This window comes from Paenarthrobacter sp. TE4293, from assembly GCF_050435325.1.
GTDB classification, from domain to species: Bacteria; Actinomycetota; Actinomycetes; order Actinomycetales; family Micrococcaceae; genus Arthrobacter; species Arthrobacter nitroguajacolicus_C.
Genome location: NZ_JBNJRY010000001.1, coordinates 88348 through 104722, shown reverse-complemented (window position 1 = coordinate 104722; position 16375 = coordinate 88348). Strand labels below are relative to the sequence as shown.

14 protein-coding genes are annotated in these 16375 nt (G+C 62.8%); 5 read left to right on the top strand and 9 right to left on the bottom strand.

Annotated elements, in window-relative coordinates; translation table 11 throughout:
- Positions 1-73 precede the first annotated feature (73 nt).
- Positions 74-1159: an S-(hydroxymethyl)mycothiol dehydrogenase gene (locus tag QF015_RS00545; protein WP_429386193.1), complete on the top strand. Its 1086-nt coding sequence runs from the start codon at positions 74-76 to the stop codon at positions 1157-1159.
- Entirely contained in the window at positions 1156-1788 is a 633-nt protein-coding gene (locus QF015_RS00540; RefSeq protein WP_429386192.1) for an MBL fold metallo-hydrolase, read from the top strand. Before QF015_RS00545 ends, QF015_RS00540 begins: the two co-directional genes overlap by 4 nt.
- Before the next feature lie 6 nt (positions 1789-1794).
- On the opposite strand, the gene QF015_RS00535 is transcribed toward QF015_RS00540, so the two are convergent.
- The 4 genes from QF015_RS00535 to QF015_RS00520 form a co-directional block, all read right to left on the bottom strand.
- The gene (locus QF015_RS00535) at positions 1795-4122 is read right to left on the bottom strand and encodes an FdhF/YdeP family oxidoreductase (protein WP_429386190.1); all 2328 of its coding nucleotides are present in this window, start codon (positions 4120-4122) and stop codon (positions 1795-1797) included.
- Positions 4123-4189: 67 nt separating this feature from the next.
- Entirely contained in the window at positions 4190-4954 is a 765-nt protein-coding gene (locus QF015_RS00530; protein ID WP_429386188.1) for a lipoate--protein ligase family protein, read from the bottom strand.
- Positions 4954-5757 (bottom strand): thioesterase family protein, encoded by an 804-nt coding sequence (locus tag QF015_RS00525; RefSeq protein ID WP_429386186.1) that lies wholly within the window; start codon positions 5755-5757, stop codon positions 4954-4956. Before QF015_RS00525 ends, QF015_RS00530 begins: the two co-directional genes overlap by 1 nt.
- 31 nt (positions 5758-5788) lie before the next feature.
- On the bottom strand, positions 5789-6277 hold the full coding sequence (locus QF015_RS00520; protein ID WP_310204322.1) for a DedA family protein: 489 nt from the start codon (positions 6275-6277) through the stop codon (positions 5789-5791).
- A gap of 88 nt (positions 6278-6365) precedes the next feature.
- Here QF015_RS00520 and QF015_RS00515 point away from each other — a divergent pair, with 88 nt between their 5' ends.
- The gene (locus QF015_RS00515; RefSeq protein ID WP_429386184.1) at positions 6366-7343 is read left to right on the top strand and encodes a hypothetical protein; all 978 of its coding nucleotides are present in this window, start codon (positions 6366-6368) and stop codon (positions 7341-7343) included.
- Here the strand turns inward: QF015_RS00515 and QF015_RS00510 are convergent.
- Entirely contained in the window at positions 7340-8863 is a 1524-nt protein-coding gene (locus QF015_RS00510; RefSeq protein ID WP_429386182.1) for an FAD-dependent oxidoreductase, read from the bottom strand. The two genes, QF015_RS00515 and QF015_RS00510, sit on opposite strands and share 4 nt — an antisense overlap.
- A gap of 67 nt (positions 8864-8930) precedes the next feature.
- The gene (locus tag QF015_RS00505; RefSeq protein WP_429386180.1) at positions 8931-9422 is read right to left on the bottom strand and encodes a DNA alkylation repair protein; all 492 of its coding nucleotides are present in this window, start codon (positions 9420-9422) and stop codon (positions 8931-8933) included.
- Positions 9423-9482: 60 nt separating this feature from the next.
- Here QF015_RS00505 and QF015_RS00500 point away from each other — a divergent pair, with 60 nt between their 5' ends.
- A complete protein-coding gene (locus QF015_RS00500; RefSeq protein WP_310204311.1) occupies positions 9483-10571 on the top strand; it encodes a PDDEXK nuclease domain-containing protein in 1089 nt (362 codons plus the stop codon).
- Position 10572: 1 nt separating this feature from the next.
- Here QF015_RS00500 and QF015_RS00495 read toward each other — a convergent pair whose 3' ends face one another.
- Positions 10573-11601, bottom strand: coding sequence for a dienelactone hydrolase family protein (locus QF015_RS00495; protein ID WP_429386178.1), 1029 nt, complete (start codon positions 11599-11601; stop codon positions 10573-10575).
- 66 nt (positions 11602-11667) lie between these two features.
- Between QF015_RS00495 and QF015_RS00490 the strand changes: the two genes are divergently transcribed.
- Complete coding sequence (locus QF015_RS00490) at positions 11668-13077, top strand: HNH endonuclease (RefSeq protein WP_429386176.1); 1410 nt, start codon at positions 11668-11670, stop codon at positions 13075-13077.
- A 58-nt stretch (positions 13078-13135) separates the two neighbouring features.
- Here QF015_RS00490 and nrdF read toward each other — a convergent pair whose 3' ends face one another.
- Positions 13136-14110 carry a class 1b ribonucleoside-diphosphate reductase subunit beta gene (nrdF, locus tag QF015_RS00485; protein ID WP_011775019.1) on the bottom strand — a complete coding sequence of 325 codons (975 nt, stop codon included), beginning with the start codon at positions 14108-14110 and terminating at the stop codon, positions 13136-13138.
- Positions 14111-14231: 121 nt separating this feature from the next.
- A complete protein-coding gene (gene nrdE, locus QF015_RS00480; protein WP_310205626.1) occupies positions 14232-16373 on the bottom strand; it encodes a class 1b ribonucleoside-diphosphate reductase subunit alpha in 2142 nt (713 codons plus the stop codon).
- Between the last annotated feature and the right edge of the window lie 2 nt (positions 16374-16375).

Sequence of the window (16375 nt, the reverse complement as noted above, 5' to 3'; positions counted from 1 at the left end):
GATTGGGAAATCCGTAGCGGGCCCTGCTGCATTAACCGGGCCCGCACTCAGCAAGCCCGAAGGGAACATCTCCATGGTCCACGCAGTCAAAGGTGTCGTCGTCCGCTCCAAAGGCGCACCCGCAACCCTCGAAACCATCCTGGTGCCCGAGCCCGGTCCCGGCGAAGCACTGGTGGATATCCTCACCAGCGGCGTCTGCCACACCGACCTCCACTACAAACTCGGTGGCATCAGCGACGACTTCCCGTTCCTCCTGGGCCACGAAGCCACCGGCGTCGTCAGCGCAGTAGGCCCCGACGTCACTGACGTAGCCCCTGGCGACCGCGTGGTCCTTAACTGGCGGGCAGTCTGCGGCAACTGCCGTGCCTGTAAGCGCGGCCAGGCCCAGTACTGCTTCAACACGCACAACGCCACCCAGAAAATGACCCTCGAAGACGGCACGGAGCTCTCGCCCGCCCTGGGCATTGGGGCCTTTATCGAAAAGACACTGGTCGCTGCCGGGCAGTGCACCAAGGTAGACCCCGACGCCGATGCCGCCGCCGTCGGCCTCCTCGGCTGTGGCGTCATGGCAGGTTTGGGCGCCGCGATCAACACCGGCGGAGTCAGGCGCGGAGACTCAGTTGCCGTCATTGGCTGCGGAGGCGTCGGCGTCGCAGCCATCGCCGGAGCCGCGCTCGCAGGCGCCACCACCATCATCGCCGTGGACATTGACGCCAAAAAGCTGGAGCGCGCCAAGGACCTCGGTGCAACGCACACCGTGGATTCATCTGCCGGTGATCCGGTGGAGGAAATCCGGGCCCTCACGGGTGGCTTCGGCGCGGACGTGGTGATTGACGCCGTCGGACGTCCCGAGACCTACAAGCAGGCCTTCTACGCCCGTGACCTCGCAGGAACCGTGGTCCTGGTGGGCGTGCCCACCCCGGAGATGACTCTGGAACTGCCCTTGCTGGACGTCTTCGGCCGCGGCGGTTCGCTCAAATCATCCTGGTACGGCGACTGCCTTCCCTCCCGGGACTTCCCCATGCTGGTGGACCTCTACAAGCAGGGCAAGCTGGACCTCGATGCCTTCGTTACCGAACGCATCACCATCAACCAGGTGGAAGAAGCCTTCGACAAAATGCACCACGGCGCCGTCCTCCGATCGGTGGTTGAACTGTGAAGACCCTCACCATCGACCACGTCGTCACGTCCGGGACTTTCTCGCTCGACGGCGGAACCTGGGACGTAGACAACAACGTCTGGATCGTCGGCGACGACTCCGAATGCATCGTCATCGACCCCGCCCACAACCCCGAAGCCATCCTGGAGGCCGTCAGCGGCCGCACGGTCAAGGCCATCCTGCTCACACACGGCCACGACGACCACATCCGATCAGCTGGTGACTTCAGGGATCTCGCCAAGGCACCCATCCACCTTCACCAGGACGACTGGATGCTGTGGCGGGCAGTGTTCCCCGACGTCGAGCCCGACGAAGAAATCGTTGACGGAGCGGAATTCACCGTTGCCGGGGCCACGCTCACCGCCATCCACACCCCCGGGCACTCGCCAGGATCCGTGTCGTTCCACCTCCCCGCCGAAGGCACACTCTTCAGCGGAGACACGCTCTTCCAGGGCGGCCCCGGTGCCACAGGACGCTCCTACAGCGACTTCCCCACCATCATCGAATCCATCCAGACCAAGCTGCTCAGCCTGCCGGAGGAAACCGTGGTCCGCACAGGCCATGGGGACTCCACCACCATCGGAGCGGAAAAACCGCACGTGGATGAATGGATCGCCCGCGGACACTGACGCCCTTCAGTTCCGCTGGCCGGCTGCCGTTCCGTAAACCGGTGCGGCAGCCGGCTCAAGCCGGATGATCACGGACTTCGACGCCGGCGTGTTGCTCTCTTCCGCCGTCGAATCCAACGGCACCAGCACGTTGGCCTCCGGATAATAGGCAGCGGCACAACCACGCGCAGTGGGGTATGCGACCAAACGCAACTGGGGCAGGACGCGGTCCACGCCGTCGTCGGCCTCGCTGTGAACGTCCACGTACCCGCCGTCTGTGTATCCCAACTCAGCCAGATCCTGCGGATGGACGAACAGCACCATGCGGCCCTTCTTGATGCCCCGGTAACGATCATTCAGCGAGTAGATGGTGGTGTTGAACTGGTCATGGGATCGGAGGGTCTGCAACAGCAGCCGGCCCCGTGGAATCGCAAGGGTCTCAAGGTCACTGACTGAGAAGACCGCTTTGCCCGTTGCCGTGGGGAAGGTCCTGCTGTCCCTGGGACCGTGGGGCAGGACAAAGCCGTCCTTCTCCCGGATGCGTTTGTTGAAGTCCTCGAAACCGGGCACCACGTGGGAGATGTGGTCCCTGATGGCGTCATAATCGCGTCCGAGTCCGGCCCAATCCACCGGTACTTTGCTGCCAAGGACAGCCTGGGCGATCCTGCTGATGATCGCCACCTCGGACAAGACCTCCGAGGCTATCGGTTCCAATGGACCCGCCGAGCGGTGCACAGCACAGACCGTATCCTCCACAGTGACGAACTGCTCAACGCCGCGTTGCCTGTCGATCTCGGTCCGGCCCAACGTGGGCAGGATCAACGCCTCCTCGCCCACCACCACGTGCGAACGGTTCAGCTTGGTGGAAATCTGCACGGACAGCCTGGTTCTCCGCACGGCGGCTTCCGCCACGCCGGTATCCGACATCGCGTGGATGAGGTTGCCGCCCAACGCCACCAGGACTTTGATCCGGCCGTCGCGCATGCCCCTGATGCTGTCTACAGCATCCACACCCGGATGGCGTGGAGGGTCAAAGCCGAACTCCTGCCGGAGCGCGTCCAGGAACCCTGGCGGCATTTTCTCCCAGATGCCCATGGTGCGGTCACCTTGGACATTGCTGTGTCCGCGGATGGGGCACGGCCCCGCGCCGGGCCTGCCGATATTGCCGCGCAGCAGGAGCAGGTTGATGATCTCCTTGATGGTGGGCACGGCCTTCTTGTGCTGCGTCAACCCCATGGCCCAGGTAATGATGACCTTCCCTGCGCGGAGATACCTCCCGGCAAGTTCATCGATGTCCGCGCTGCTCAGCCCTGTGGCAGCAAGGACATCACGTTCGTCCAACGCGGCCAGGTGCGCTGCGAAACCAACGAATCCTTGACAGTGGCCATCGATGAACGCGCGGTCCAGCACCGTTCCAGGCGCGGCCCGTTCGGCGTCGAGGACGCGCTTGGAGAGCGCCTGCAGCAGGGCCATGTCTCCTGCGATGCGGATCTGCAAGAACTGGTCGGCAAGATCGGTGCCCTTGCCGATGAGCCCGCTGGGACGCTGCGGATTGCGGAAATTGATGAGGCCGGCCTCGGGCAGCGGGTTCACGGCGACGATCTCAGCGCCCGCCCGCTTGGCCTCTTCCAGGGCCGTCAGCATCCGTGGGTGGCAGGTGCCGGGGTTCTGGCCCATGATGATGATCAGATCCGCGGCGGCGAAGTCGGTGTAGGTAACCGCCGACTTCCCTACCCCGATGGTCTCCCCCATGGCCACCCCCGTGGACTCGTGGCACATATTGGAGCAGTCGGGGAGATTGTTGGACCCGAACGCCCGCACGAACAGCTGATACAGGAACGCAGCTTCGTTGCTGGTCCGGCCACTGGTGTAGAAAGTGGCCTGATCAGGGTCGTCGAGCCCGTTCAGTTCCGCCGCGACGACCTCGAAGGCACGATCCCAGCTGATGGGCGCGTAGTGGTCTGACCCCGGGGCTTTATGGACAGGCTCCACCAACCTGCCCTGCTGACCCAGCCAATATTCCGATCGATGCTCAAGGGAACTGAGGGAGTTGTCCGCCCAAAATTCCCGGGGAATCTTCAACGGTTCCGCTTCCCAGCCGATGGCCTTGGCACCGTTCTCGCAGAACTCGGCCGCCTTGCGCTCAGGCGGGTCCGGCCACGCGCAACTCATGCAGTCGAAACCGTCTTTTTGGTTGACAGCCGTCAGTGTTTTCCACGCCCGGGAGGGGCCCATGTACGCCATGGCATGCGGAAGGGTCTCGCTCAGGCTGGGCAAACCGGCCGCGGACCTCTTCGGTGGGCTGACGCTGATGTCCACATCAGAATCCTCTATTGGGTGTCTCTTCCGGCCCATGATGTCCACCGCGATCCGCGTGTTGGGTAACCTGCTTACCTCAGCCTAGACCCGGGGTCGAACACGCTCAACGGCCCGGATGCCGCTGGGTCACCAGGCTGTGGAAGTCGCCGTCGACGACGTCGGCGTACCCCCGGTACGCCTCAATGACGGCATCCTCGACAGTCTGGACATCCAGGTGCGGCAGCAAATCGTTCGCAGCGCCCGCGGTCGCTGGATCCCACTCGAGGCCAAGCGCTGAGTAACTGGCCGTCAGCACGTCACGGATGGGCTGGGAGTTCTCCACCACGATCACGGAGCTGAAAAGCCAACCCCCGGAAACCACCCGCTGGGCGGTGCCAATCAGTTTGATGCTGTGGGCGGGAAAGTCGGGATCCTCGCCATGGACACTGAACTCGCCGGGGCAGTACTCCCCCGGGATCTCGCCGACGGCGGCATGGACGCCGACGCTGCGAAGAGCGCCGGCCAGCAACTCGCCGAACTCCGAAAACCGCGCCTTCGCCCGCACGATCGCGTCCGGATGCGGCTCAATGTGGTCAATTACCAAGGTCCCTTGGTGGTAGGCGGCAGCGCGTCCACCCGCCTTGCGGATCAAGGGTTCGAACCCCAGCTTCCGGCAGGCTTCGGCCGCCGCCGGAAAACCCGGGAGGTTCGCATCCCGTTGACCGAACGCCACCGTGGGCTGCGGACGGTACAGGCGAAGCATGGGGCCCAACTGCCCGCTGCGGGCACGCTGCAACAGCTCCAATGCAAAGTCCAGGTCTTCCCCTGCCCCCATGGACTCCAGTTGGCGGTAAGCAGTGAGCTGCGCCGTGGCCGCTTCGGCCGGCATCAGCTTTTCCTCAACGTCAGGATCTGCTCGGCCCTGCCGAACGGCCCGTTGACGTCATGGAGCACAGTGGACGTCAAACCGATGCCGTCGGCGCCGAACGAGACTTTGTTGTCCAACCCCAGCCATTCACCGGACGGTTCACGGTACATGTGGATCTGGAGGTCAACATTGGGAAAGATGTAGCTGTTTTCGCCCGGAGGGACCCTGGCTGCAATGCCGTTGGCGGTGTCCACCAGGCCCATCAAACGCGCAAGGTCCGAGCTGTCCTCCCGGTCGGTCAGGGGATGGGAGGTGCGGATCCACACTTTGCCTGATCCGGGGCGGTGCCCTTCCGCCAAGCGCATCTCCAGGGAGCGGATGTAGCCACCGGGCCACACGCTTGCCCCCTCCCAGGGCTTGCATTCGTCGGGTGCCGGCATGGCCTCGTCCTCTGTGGCCGCTACGGCACTGGTATCGCTGGTGACCATGCGCCACGCAGAGGCCCGGATGGCCACCCGGCCTCCGGCGGAAAGTTCGGCCTGGATAAGCTCAATGGTCCGTCCCGGCCTCAGCGTTGAGGTGGTGACCTGAAACTCGCCACCGGGAATCAGGCCAAGAATTTCGTAGCTGATCCGTGCCATTCGGACGTCGACGCGGGGCTCGTGCCTGACAAGGGCGTCGGCCATGATGCCGGAGGCAGGAGCCATGTGTTGCTCATGTGGATTCCAGGCACCCTGGGCGTGGATCGTGGACCTGTAGCGGCCTTGGCCCAACGATTCGTAATAGAAATCGCCGTCCGCCAGTTCCGGTAATGCAGTAGTCAACCCGAGCCTTTCGCCGATCCAGCAGTAGAACTCAGACCACTGTATCCGCTGATTTGGCCGCAGAACGACGCTTGCGGGACACGACCACCCAGACGACGACGACCGCGAGGGCCACGACTCCCAGTCCGGCTCCGACGGGCGAGGCCGCCGCAACCGCAAGCCACGCTTCCAACGCAGCGAGGCCAATGGTGGCATAAAGCAGCGCCCAGACGACCGAACCGGCAATTGCTGCAGGCAGGTATCGCCGCAGCGGCATCCGGGCTGCACCTGCCGCAAGGTTGATGGCCGTCTGGAGCCCGATGGTCAGGAAAGAAAGCACGACGGCGTATGGCCCCCACCGCTGGATCAGGGCCTGTGCCCGGGCTGCTTTGGGACGCTCCAAGGATTTTCCGAAGCGTGTGTGCGCGAAACCGGCCACTGCGCCGCGTCCAATCCAATACGTGACGTTAACCCGGATCATGACGATCGCGAAGAGCGCCGCGAGGGCGACACCGAAAGGCAAGCTCATGATCTGATCCACTCGACTTAGGCTACCCTAAGCCGCCCCCTTGCGCCGACCCGCTTCCGGGGACCACAGGGACCGGCGGGCCAAACCCTAGGATGGGTCCATGGACCTCCGCGACGCCGCCCAGGAGTTGTACGCCGTGATCCCCCGTGACTTCACGGCGAAGCGCACCGCTCTGGTGCGCCAAGCCAAGGATGCCGGCGAGAAGGACTTGGCGAAGGATATCGGTGGCCTGCCCAAACCTGCTGCCGGCGCCTGGGCCATCAACATGCTGTCCGTCCACAAACCCGAGGTGATCGACGGCGTCGTGCGTTTTGGCGTTTCACTCAGGACCGCCCAGGAAGAGGGCGATGCCGAGGCCTTCCGCGAACTCGGCCAGCAGCGGCAGGGCCAGCTCTCAGCAGCCGTGCATGCGGCCAGGGACCTGGCCGCGGAGCTCGGTGCGCCCTTGAGCCCAGCCGCTGGAACGGACGTTGAGCAGACATTCAGGGCAGCCATGGCTGATGCCGGGGCGGCTGCTGCCATCGGGACAGGACGACTGGTGCGGGGGCTAAGCGGCAGCGGCTTCGAGTCCGTCGACCTCACAGGTGCCGTTGCCGTGCCCGGGCCCGGGCCCGATGACAATGCTGTACCCGGCCAAGCCGGCACGAAGCCGGCGGCCAAGGGTTCCGGCAGGAAGTCGGCCACATCCAGAGGAGAGTCGCAGCCCACGACGTCGTTGCCCAAAAAGTCGTCAAGGGAAGAAGCCACGTCCTTGGCGGATCGCCGGGCAGCCAAACAGGAGGCAGCGCTGAGGGAGGCACGAAGCGAGTTCGAGGCCGCCGACATAGAGGCCAAGGAAGCGGAGGCCGCGGCGTCCTCGGCATGGGAGGTCGTCAATAACCTGTCAGTCCGCCGAACCGGTGTGAAGTCCGACATTGAGGAGGCCAGGAAACATCTGGCCGCCCTGGAAGCGGAACTGATTGGCCTCACCAGGGACTCCGAAGCCGCGGAGTCGGACAAGAAGCTTGCGGTCAGGGAAGCGACGCTCAAACGACGTGCCGCGGACCAGGCACAACGGCGCGTGGATCGGCTGGATTAGTCCTGCTTCCTGCCGCCTGCGTTCTTTCCAACTGACTTCTGCAGGTGATGGGTCGCCGGGCCCTCCAGATACTTGCCCTCGGGTGTGAAGCGGGAGCCGTGCAGTGGACAGTCCCACGACTTCTCGGCGTCGTTCCATCCCAGGAGCCCGCCCAAGTGTGCGCAACTGGCGGACACCATGCAGACTTTGCCTTCGACAGTGGACACAGCGGCTGGTTCACCCTTGTAGAGTCCGACGACGCCCGTCCCCTCGGGCGGGCGGGTTTCTTCGGTGATTTCCGGGTTCTTTCTGACCTTCGCCTTGTCCTCGATCATTCTGCGGGCAATGTCTGCGTTGTGTCGGATGGCCTCTGCTGCACCCTTGGGCGAGGTCACGCGGTGATGGATAATAGTGGCCCAGTCGGACTGGCCACCCAGGATGTCCGAGGTGACGGACAAAGCGGCGGCGACGCCATTGCTCATCCCCCACTTGTTGTAGCCTGTGGCGAAGAAAATCCGGCCGTGTCCCCTGGGCAACTTTCCGAAGAACGGCATGAGGTTGGTTGCCTGGTAGTCCTGGGCGGACCACGTGTGGGTAACCTCGGCCCCGGGATAATGCTGATGGGCCCACCCCAACAGGTCATCCACATGCTTCTTCGACGACATGGCCCGGCCACCCGCGTGCCCGTAGCCGCCCACCAGCAAGAGTTCGCCGTCGGGAGTGGGGTAGGTTCGCTGCGAGCGGGTTGGAGCATCGATGGACAGGTACATGCCGGACGGGATGGTCGACCCGCCCGGGACGCGGAGGGCGGCGGCGTAGGAACGGTTGGGTTCGAGCTTGGCGAAGTAGAGTCCGCGGTCCAGGATCGGGATTCCTGTCGCCAGAACAACAGTGTCCGCAGTGAAGGTTCCCTTGCGGGTAGCGACCTCCAACGGTCTTTCCCCACTGACGTTCTGCACTTGTACATCCTCAACGATGAGCCCTCCGTGGTCCCTGATGTCGCCCGCCAGGTTCTCCAGGACATCCATCGGATGGATCTGCACCTGGCCCTCGAGCTCCAATGCCTCCACCACTTGGAAAGGCAGTCCGGCATCCCGGCTGAAGTGGACGTCCAGTCCTGCGTCCCGCGAAACCGCCGCCTCCTTGCGGAGCCGCTGGCCGCCGTCGTCCGTGGTTGCGAAGGTGACCGCCGTCCGGCGCTGAAACGGGATGCCTTGCTGTTCCATGTACTGGGTGAGCCAGGCCTGGCCGGTTTTGTTGGCCTCCACGTAAGCCTGCACCACTTTCAGGGAGTACTGGCTCCGAAGGGCAGAGAGCGCACCACCTTGGAGGAGGCTCAGCTTGCCGGTGGTGTTGCCCGTTGTGACCGCACCAAGGGTCCGTGCTTCGAGGACCACCACACGCTGGCCGGATCGCGACAGCAGCAAGGCCGCCACCATACCTGTGAGCCCGGCGCCTACCACTATCGTGTCAAAGTGCTTCTCGTCCGGGATGGCATCGGAGGTAAAGCGGGATTCGCGGTCCAACCATAGCGATTTCATCGAACAACCTGCCTTTCGCTTCACTGGCATGTGGTGAGGGAAACGCTAGGCGGGTCGCTGATGCTTATCAAGGGCTGGAAGCGGCGGTGGCGATGGCAGCTGCGCGGCGAAGCTCAGGGTCCGGGTCTTCGGCCCAACGTTCCAGGACGCGATGCGCGCGGTCCCCCGCCAATCCCTCCAACCGTGCCATCAATGCGCGGACCACATCCTTGGCGAGAGGATCCACCAGCTCCCTGGTTCCGGCTTGCCTGATGAACCCCTCGATGCGGGTCAGGTCCGTGTTGACCAGGAGCTTTACTTTCGTCTGCAGCAGAACCACGGCGGCGAGGCGGCGCTCGAAAACGGGCTCCTCCCACAGTTCCGAGCTCAAGGCAGTGATGTCGTCGTGGTCAAGATCCTTGAACTTTTTCAAGGCGTCCCGCACCGTTCCCCGCACCGCACCAATTGACGCTCCATACACCTTCAAGCTCCCGTTCAGGCGCTCATCGGTCTCGGCCGCTTTCTCCCAGGTCGACTCCATCTGCAGGGTGTAGTCCACGAATTCACCGGCTTCACTCACCTGCCTATTTTGTCAGTGCCTCCCCCTAGCGTGACAACAACAGCAACCGACAGGAGCACCATGCCGTCCCAAGAGCTCGCCACCGAGGCATCATTTCCGGGTGTCCCGGCCGCTTCGTCCATGCCCGACTGGTACCCCACGTTGCTCAACACCGTGACGCAGGAAGTCCGCGTGGGCCGCACCCGCGCCATGGCTGCGGCCAACAGTGAGTTGTTGAATTCCTACTGGAGCATTGGCCGGCAACTCGCAGAGCGCGAATCGGAGCAAGGCTGGGGCGCCAAGGTGGTCACCCGTTTGTCCGCTGACATTAGGACCCGCTTCCCGGAAGCGAAAGGCTTCTCCCCCAGGAACCTGAGGTACATGAAGAGCTTTGCCCAGGCCTGGCCTGACTTCCCAATGTTGCAAGAGCCGCTTGCAACATTGCCCTGGTACCACCAGATCGCACTGCTGGAAAAGCTCGACGACGCCGCCACGCGGCTCTGGTACGCAGCGGCGGCTGCCCAACATGGATGGTCACGCAACGTGCTGACGCACCAGATCTCCACCCGCTTGCACGAGCGCTCCGGGCAGGCGATCACCAACTTTGCCTCCACCATGGTCCGCGCCGACTCGGACCTCGCACAGCAGGCAACGAAAGACCCGTACGTTTTTGACTTTTTGTCCATGACTGACCGGCACACCGAACGGGACCTGGAGCTGCAGTTGGTGAAACACGTGGAGAAATTCCTGTTGGAGCTGGGGCAGGGTTTCGCGTTTGTGGGTGAACAGGTGCGCCTGGAGATTGCCGGGGATGAATTCTTCGCGGACCTGCTCTTCTACCATCTGAAGTTGCGCTGCTACATGGTGATCGAACTGAAAGCAGTGAAGTTCGAACCCGGATTCCTGGGCCAGCTTGGGATGTACATGGCAGCCGTGGACGATCTCATGGCCCATCCTGACGACAAACCGACGATCGGACTGCTGCTGTGCAAAGAAAAGAACAGCGTGGTGGCCGAATATGCGCTGCGTGGGTTCAACGCTCCCGTGGGCATTGCGGAGTGGAAGACGTCCCTTGCGGACTCACTCCCCGACGAATTGGTGGCGAGCCTGCCGAGTATCGAGACGTTGGAGGCCGAGTTGGCCAGCGAAGCGGCACGGTTGAAGGGGTGAGCTAGACGTTGTCCTTGAACCAGGCCAGGGTGTCGTTCCACGCCGCCGTTGCCTGGGCTTCCACGTAGCGGTCACTGGTGTCGTTATGGAAGGCATGGTCCACGCCGGGGTACACCGTGAGCTGGTGCTTGACTGTTGTGGCGTCCAAGGCTTCCTGAAGTTGGGGCATAGCGCCGGTGATGCGTACGTCATTCTCGGCGTAAACACCAAAAACCGCCGGTTTGATGGCGGGAACCTTGGCCAGATCCGGTGCTGGACCGTAGAAAGCTGAGGTGGCTTTGAGACCTTGGATCTCGGTGCTCGCCTGCCAGGTGATGCCGCCACCGAAGCAGAAGCCAACCATGGCGATCCTGCCCTCTTCGACGAGTTCCTGGCCGTTGAGGTAGTCGAAGGCAGCTTTGAAGTCGGCCACGTGGCGTGCGGCGCCCGCCTGGGTCAGCGCTCCCGGAACGGCGTCGGGATCCATGGCAGCCGTTCCGCCTTCCCGGCTGAGGAGGTCCAGGGCCAGCGCCACGTAGCCTTCCTTGGCAAAGCGACGGGCAACGTCCTGGATATGCGGGGTGAGGCCGCGGTTTTCGTGGCAGATCAACACGGCGGGACCAGGTTGCCCGCCCTCGGGCCTTGCGAGGTAACCGCTGATGTCGGTCCCGTTGGAGTCGAACTTCACGGTGGCCGATGTCAGGCCTGCCGCGCCCTCCGGAACGGACAGTGGGCTCTTGGCATTGGGGACGGCGGTGGTGGCTGGCCCTTGAGATCCCGCCATGGATGTTGGCGATGGCGTGGGCATCGGATCCGTGGTTCGCGGTACTTCCTCGGGCGTACAGCCCACCAAGGTCATGGCCGCTGCAGCTGCGGTCATGCTGCCCATGATGAACGCCACCCGCCGGGTGAAGGTTACCTGCGACATATCCCCCGACCGGTAGTCATCGTAGAACTCTTCAATCAAGTACTTTTCGAACTTCTCCAGCTGCACCATGACGAACCTCCCGACGATGAAGACGATCTTCCCCTGATGTGAAGACGCGGACAAGGGGTGGGATGGTTCAGAGCCACCTGGCCGAAACCGCCTAATAATGTCGGTGCCCCCTGCGAGAGTATGGACATGAAGCAGATCCGGGAGAGGAAAGCGAAGATGGCAGTGTCTGCCACACCCCTTCCTGCCGTGTCCCGGGTGCTGGCTCAGACCGGCAGTTCGGTGCGGCCCGGTGCAGTTCAGTCCGGAACTGTCAGCGGTGACCTGATCGATCAGTTGCGGGTGTTGGAGGAGATGAAGTCAGCCATCTCCGGTTTGCAGGCGCAGATTGCTGTGGCATTTGACCTGGCGCAGCGTGCCGAGCAGGCCGAAGCCGGTGTTCCCGCGGCGGAGCGTGGGAAGGGTGTGGGTGCGCAGGTGGCGTTGGCGCGTCGGGAATCACCGAACCGCGGCTCCAGGCTGCTGGGTTTGGCCAAAGCACTGGTGACGGAGATGCCACACACCTTGGCGGCGTTGAACTCCGGCCAGCTGAACGAGTGGCGGGCCACGCTGCTCGTGAAGGAAACAGCCTGCCTCAGTGTTGAAGACCGGGCCGCCGTCGATGCCGAACTCGCCCCCGACACCGGCGCTTTCGACGGGAAAGGCGACAAAGCGATTATCGCGGCCGCCAAGGCCGCCGCGTACCGGCGCGATCCTCGGTCGATGGCTCAACGGGCCAGCCATGCCGCAAGTGAGCGGATGGTGAGCCTGCGCCCGGCGCCGGACACCATGACGTACTTGACGGCGTTGTTGCCGGTCGCCCAAGGCGTGGCGGTCTATGCCGCGTTGACTCGTGGTGCTGAGTCGGCCCGTTCCAGCGGGGATGAACGGACTCGGGGGCAGGTCATGGCCGACACCCTGATCGAACGCCTCACCGGCACCCGGGCCGGGTTTACGGGCATCAACCTGGACCTCGTCATGACCGACCGCACCCTCTTCCAGGGAGACAGCGAACCGGCCAGACTCCAGGGCTACGGCATCGTCCCAGCCCAATGGGGAAGGGAACTCATCGGTCTGGGACCGGCAGTGAGCCCAGGAGCGGCGGTGAGCTCAGGGCCGGAACTGCAGGATCAGGAATTCGATGTTTGGCTTCGTCGGCTTTACACGGCGCCGGGCACGGGTGAGCTCCTCGCCACGGATTCGAAGGCCCGGCTCTTTACCGGCCGGTTGAGGCGTTTCATCGAGACCCGGGATGCGACCTGTCGGACGCCGTATTGCGATGCGCCCATCCGGCATATTGACCATGTGGTTTCGTGGCATTCCGGCGGGAAAACGAACCCCTCAAACGGGGCAGGACTGTGCGAAGCCTGCAACCACACCAAAGAACACCCAGGCTGGACCGCCACAACACTCGACGGGCAAACCAGCGGTGCCACTCCCGGGGTGCACACCCTGGAAATCAGCACCCCGACCGGCCACACGTACCAATCCAAAGCTCCGCCCCTGCCAGGCCACCACCCGATAAGAACCTGGACAGCGGCCGGCAGAACGTGACCAGACGCAAAAAGGCGGACAGCGAATCTTCGCTGCCCGCCTTCAGAGACGTGTCTTCTTAGAACTCCCAGTCCTCATCCTCAGTGTTGACAGCCTTGCCAATCACGTAGGAGGAGCCGGAGCCGGAGAAGAAGTCGTGGTTCTCGTCGGCGTTCGGGGACAGGGCCGACAGGATGGCCGGGTTCACGTCGGTGACCGAAGCCGGGAACATGGCCTCGTAGCCGAGGTTCATGAGGGCCTTGTTGGCGTTGTAGTGCAGGAACTTCTTGACGTCCTCGGCCAGGCCGACACCGTCGTAGAGGTCGTGGGTGTACTGGACTTCGTTTTCGTACAGCTCGAAGAGCAGCTCGAACGTGTAGTCCTTGATTTCCTGCTTGCGGGCCTCGGAAACCTTCTCCAGGCCCTTCTGGAACTTGTAGCCGATGTAGTAACCGTGCACGGCCTCGTCGCGGATGATGAGACGGATGAGGTCTGCCGTGTTCGTGAGCTTGGCGCGTGAGGACCAGTACATGGGCAGGTAGAAGCCCGAGTAGAACAGGAAGCTCTCCAGCAAAGTGGAGGCAACCTTGCGCTTCAGGGGATCGTCGCCCTGGTAGTAGTCCATGACGATCTGGGCTTTCTTCTGCAGGTTCTCGTTTTCGAGGGACCAGCGGAAAGCGTCGTCAATCTCCTTGGTGGAGCACAGGGTGGAGAAGATGGACGAGTAGGACTTAGCGTGCACCGACTCCATGAAAGCGATGTTGGTGTACACAGCTTCTTCGTGCGGGGTGATCGCATCCGGGATCAGCGAAACGGCGCCGACCGTGCCCTGGATGGTGTCCAGCAGGGTGAGACCAGTGAAAACGCGCATGGTGAGCTGCTGCTCATCCGGCGTCAGTGTGTGCCACGACTGGACGTCGTTGGACAGCGGCACCTTCTCCGGGAGCCAGAAGTTGTTGACCAGCCGGTTCCAGACTTCCACGTCCTTGTCGTCCTGGATCTTGTTCCAGTTGATGGCCTCGACGTGTGTCAGCAGCTTGACCTTTTCGGTCATTTCATCCCCTTTAAGCGATGGTTTTCTTGAGATAAGCCTACGACGGCGGGTGGTGGCCCGCCGTCGTGCTCTTTAGTTTGAGTGCGGCCAGAGCCGCAATTAATCAACCGATAAAGGCTGATTACAGCATGCAGCTGACGCAGCCCTCAACCTCAGTCCCTTCCAGCGCGAGCTGGCGGAGACGGATGTAGTAGAGGGTCTTGATGCCCTTGCGCCATGCGTAGATCTGCGCCTTGTTGATGTCGCGAGTGGTGGCGGTGTCCTTGAAGAACAGCGTCAGGGACAGGCCCTGGTCCACGTGCTGCGTGGCAGCGGCGTAGGTGTCGATGATCTTCTCGTAACCGATTTCGTAGGCATCCTGGTAGTACTCCAGGTTGTCGTTGGTCAGGTACGGAGCCGGGTAGTAGACGCGGCCGATCTTGCCTTCCTTGCGGATTTCGATCTTGGCGGCCACCGGGTGGATCGACGACGTGGAGTTGTTGATGTAGCTGATGGAACCGGTAGGCGGCACGGCCTGGAGGTTCTGGTTGTAGATACCGTGCTCCATGACGGAAGCCTTCAGCTCGCGCCAGTCATCCTGGGTGGGGATATGGTGGCCGGCGAAGAGCTCCTTGACGCGGTCCGTTTCCGGAACCCATGCCTGCTCGGTGTACTTGTCGAAGAACTCACCTGATGCGTAGGTGGACTTCTCGAAGCCGCCGAACTTCTGGCCGGTCTCGATGGCGAGGCGGTTGGAGGCGCGCAGGGCGTGGAACAGCACCGTGTAGAAGTAGATGTTGGTGAAGTCCAGGCCCTCTTCGGAACCGTAGTGGACGTGCTCGCGGGCCAGGTAACCGTGCAGGTTCATCTGGCCAAGCCCAATCGCGTGGCTCTGGGCGTTGCCCTGGGCGATCGACGGCACCGAGTTGATGTAGGACATATCCGACACAGCGCTGAGGGCGCGGATGGACGTTTCGATGGAGAGCCCGAAGTCCGGCGAATCCATGGTCTTGGCGATGTTCATGGAACCGAGGTTGCAGGAAATGTCCTTGCCTACGGTCTCGTAGCTGAGGTCCTCGGCGTAGATGGACGGCGAGGAAACCTGCAGGATCTCCGAGCAGAGGTTGCTCATGGTGATCTTGCCGTCGATCGGGTTGGCCCGGTTCACGGTGTCCTCGAACATGATGTACGGGTAGCCGGACTCGAACTGGATCTCGGCGAGGGTCTGGAAGAACTCGCGGGCGCTGATCTTGGTCTTCTTGATCCGGGAATCATCGACCATCTCGTAGTACTTCTCGGTCACCGAAATGTCGGAGAACGGAACACCGTAGACCTTCTCGACGTCATACGGCGAGAACAGGTACATGTCCTCGTTCTTCTTGGCGAGCTCGAACGTGATGTCCGGAACCACGACGCCCAAGGAGAGGGTCTTGATACGGATCTTCTCATCGGCGTTCTCGCGCTTGGTGTCCAGGAAGCGGTGGATGTCCGGGTGGTGGGCGTGCAGGTACACGGCACCTGCACCCTGACGGGCACCAAGCTGGTTGGCGTAGGAGAAGCTGTCTTCGAGGAGCTTCATGACGGGGATGACGCCGGAGGACTGGTTTTCGATCTGCTTGATCGGAGCACCGTGCTCGCGGATATTGGTCAGCGAGAGCGCCACACCGCCGCCACGCTTGGAGAGCTGAAGGGCGGAGTTGATGGCGCGGGCGATCGACTCCATGTTGTCTTCGATGCGGAGCAGGAAGCAGGAGACCAGCTCGCCACGCTGCGCCTTGCCGGCGTTCAGGAACGTGGGAGTGGCCGGCTGGAAGCGGCCATCGATGATCTCATCGACCAGGCGGTTGGCCAGTTCCTCATTGCCGCGGGCCAGGTGCAGGGCCACCATGCAGACGCGGTCCTCGTAGCGCTCCAGGAAGCGCTTGCCGTCGAACGTCTTCAGCGTGTAGGACGTGTAGAACTTGAAAGCGCCAAGGAAAGTCTCGAAGCGGAACTTCTTCTTGTACGCACGGTTGAAGAGGTCGCGGATGAAGTTCATCGTGTACTGGTCGAGGGTTTCGCGCTCGTAGTACTGGTTCTTCACCAGGTAGTCGAGCTTCTCTTCCAGGTCATGGAAGAACACCGTGTTGTTGTTCACGTGCTGCAGGAAGTACTGGTGCGCAGCTTCACGGTCGGCTTCGAACTGGATTTCACCGTTCGGGCCATACAGGTTCAGCATGGCGTTGAGCTCGTGATAGCCCAAGCCCTTGTAAGCCTCAGGCAGTGGCTTCTTGACCGTGTCCACAG